This window comes from Caulobacter sp. D5, assembly GCF_003185805.1.
Classification (GTDB): domain Bacteria; phylum Pseudomonadota; class Alphaproteobacteria; order Caulobacterales; family Caulobacteraceae; genus Caulobacter.
Genome location: NZ_QHJY01000035.1, coordinates 1 through 1,840 on the forward strand (window position 1 = coordinate 1; position 1,840 = coordinate 1,840).

Below are 1,840 nucleotides of genomic sequence, written 5' to 3' on the forward strand. Positions count from 1 at the left end.
CCACCTTCACGGTGCCGTCCTCGGCCACGCCCTCCTCGTCGCCGGTGATCAGGAAGCTGATCGAACCGGGAACCTCTTCCGTATTGGCCACGGCGGCGATGAAGGCGGCGATGGCTGATTTCATGTCGACCGCGCCGCGGCCGTAGAGCACCCCGTCCTTGATCTGCGCCTCGAACGGCCCGGCCGTCCAGGCCGCGTCGTCGCCCACCGGCACCACGTCGGTGTGGCCGGCGAAGCAGAGGTTGGGCCGCGCCGTGCCGCGCTTGGCGTAGAGGTTCTCGATCTCGCCGAACTTCATGCGCCGGCAATTGAAACCCAACCCTTCCAGCTGGCGCTGGAGCACGTCCATCGCGCCCTCGTCGGCGGGGGTGACGGAGGGGCGGCGGATCAGGGCTTGGGCCAGCTCGACGGCGTCGATGCTGACGGAAACGGGCGCGGGACTGGTCATGGTGCAGGCTTTAAGCTTCCCTTCGGCGGGACGCAAACCGCGCACGAACTTGCCAAGGCCGACCATGCCCAAGATCGACATCGACAAGGCTCCCACCCGCCACGGCACGGCCTATCCGCCGCCGTTCGACGCCCCGTGCAAGGCCAGGCAGCGCTGGAAGCTGGGCGACGCCGTCGGCCTCACCCAGTTCGGCGTCAATCTCATGCGGCTCGAGCCCGGAACCTGGTCCAGCCAGCGTCACTGGCACACGGCGGAAGACGAGTTCGTCTGGGTCGTCGAGGGCGAGGTCGTGCTGGTCGAGGAGGCGGGCGAGACCATCCTGCGGGCCGGCGACTGCGCGGGCTTCAAGGCCGGCGTGGCTGACGGCCACCAGATCCAGAACCGCTCCGACCGCGTCGCCGTGCTGCTGGAAATGGGCTCGCGCCGCCCCGCCGAGGACGGCTGCGACTATCCCGACCTCGACCTGATCATCCGCCCCGGCGAGGAAACCTACCGCCACCGCGACGGGACCCCGTACGAGGTGGAGCGCGGGCGCAAGCGGTGAGGGCGTCAATGACCCCTCTCTCTCAGAGAGTGGGGTCATGTATGAGCGCTTCCTACCGCCGCGGCGCGCCGTACCGGTTCTCGCCCTTGGTCCCGCGCAGGAAGCCCAGCTCCACCCAGGCCCAGATCGACAGGGCGAAGGCGCCAAGGCCGAGCAGGGGCGCGGCCAGTTCGGCGCCGTTGGGGCCGCCGCCTTCGTAGAGGCCGGCGGCCAGGGCGGTCAGGGCGTAGGGGCCGACGGCGAAGATCAGGATCCACCAGGCCGCCTTGCCCCGGTCGTGCAGGCGGCGCACGGCCACGCAGACCCCGGCGGCCAGGATCGGCAGGAACAGCAGGCAGGGAACCGCGCCCAGCCAGCCGCCGATGCGGGTGGCCAGCACCACCAGGCTCATGGCCACGGCGATCAGGACGATCTGGGTCAGCTGCACCCGCCAGTATTCCAGCCGGGCGGCCCGGCCCTTGAGCGAGAAGAACGGCTTCAGCTTTGCGACGAGGCTCGACATGGCCGCTACTAGAGCTTGATCCGCCCTTCTCGGAAAGGGTTCAGGAAAGGGCGGCGAGCGCCTCGTCCATCGACGGCCGCGCGCCGCCGTCCGGCTGCACGCAGGCGGCCTCCAGGGCGCGCAGGGCGGCCGGGACCTCGCCGTCGACCCCGCCCAGTACCTCGCCCAGCAGCAGGCCGAAGGCGCGCACGTCCAGCGCCGACCAGCGCCGTTCCTCGCCCGGCGGCAGGAAGGCGGCGGCGCCGAAGTCGCTGAGCACGGCCGCGCCGCCCTCCCCGTCCCACAGCACGTTGTGAGCGTAGAGGTCGCCGTGGCCCAGGCCCCGCGCGTGCAGCCGCGCGGTCCC

At 71.2% G+C, this 1,840-nt stretch carries 4 protein-coding genes; 1 reads left to right on the forward strand and 3 read right to left on the reverse strand.

The annotated features are described in order from the left end of the window. On the reverse strand, nucleotides 1-448 hold a 448-nt coding region (locus tag DMC18_RS02985), incomplete at its 3' end, for a M20/M25/M40 family metallo-hydrolase (protein WP_146217953.1). Nucleotides 449-512: 64 nt separating this feature from the next. Here DMC18_RS02985 and DMC18_RS02990 point away from each other — a divergent pair. Next, nucleotides 513-992: a cupin domain-containing protein gene (locus DMC18_RS02990; protein WP_110121081.1), complete on the forward strand. Its 480-nt coding sequence runs from the start codon at nucleotides 513-515 to the stop codon at nucleotides 990-992. Between the two features lie 52 nt (nucleotides 993-1,044). On the opposite strand, the gene DMC18_RS02995 is transcribed toward DMC18_RS02990, so the two are convergent. Next, the gene (locus tag DMC18_RS02995; RefSeq protein ID WP_110121082.1) at nucleotides 1,045-1,494 is read right to left on the reverse strand and encodes a DUF805 domain-containing protein; all 450 of its coding nucleotides are present in this window, start codon (nucleotides 1,492-1,494) and stop codon (nucleotides 1,045-1,047) included. A 40-nt stretch (nucleotides 1,495-1,534) separates the two neighbouring features. Beyond that, on the reverse strand, nucleotides 1,535-1,840 hold a 306-nt coding region (locus tag DMC18_RS03000; RefSeq protein ID WP_304538738.1), incomplete at its 5' end, for a lipopolysaccharide kinase InaA family protein.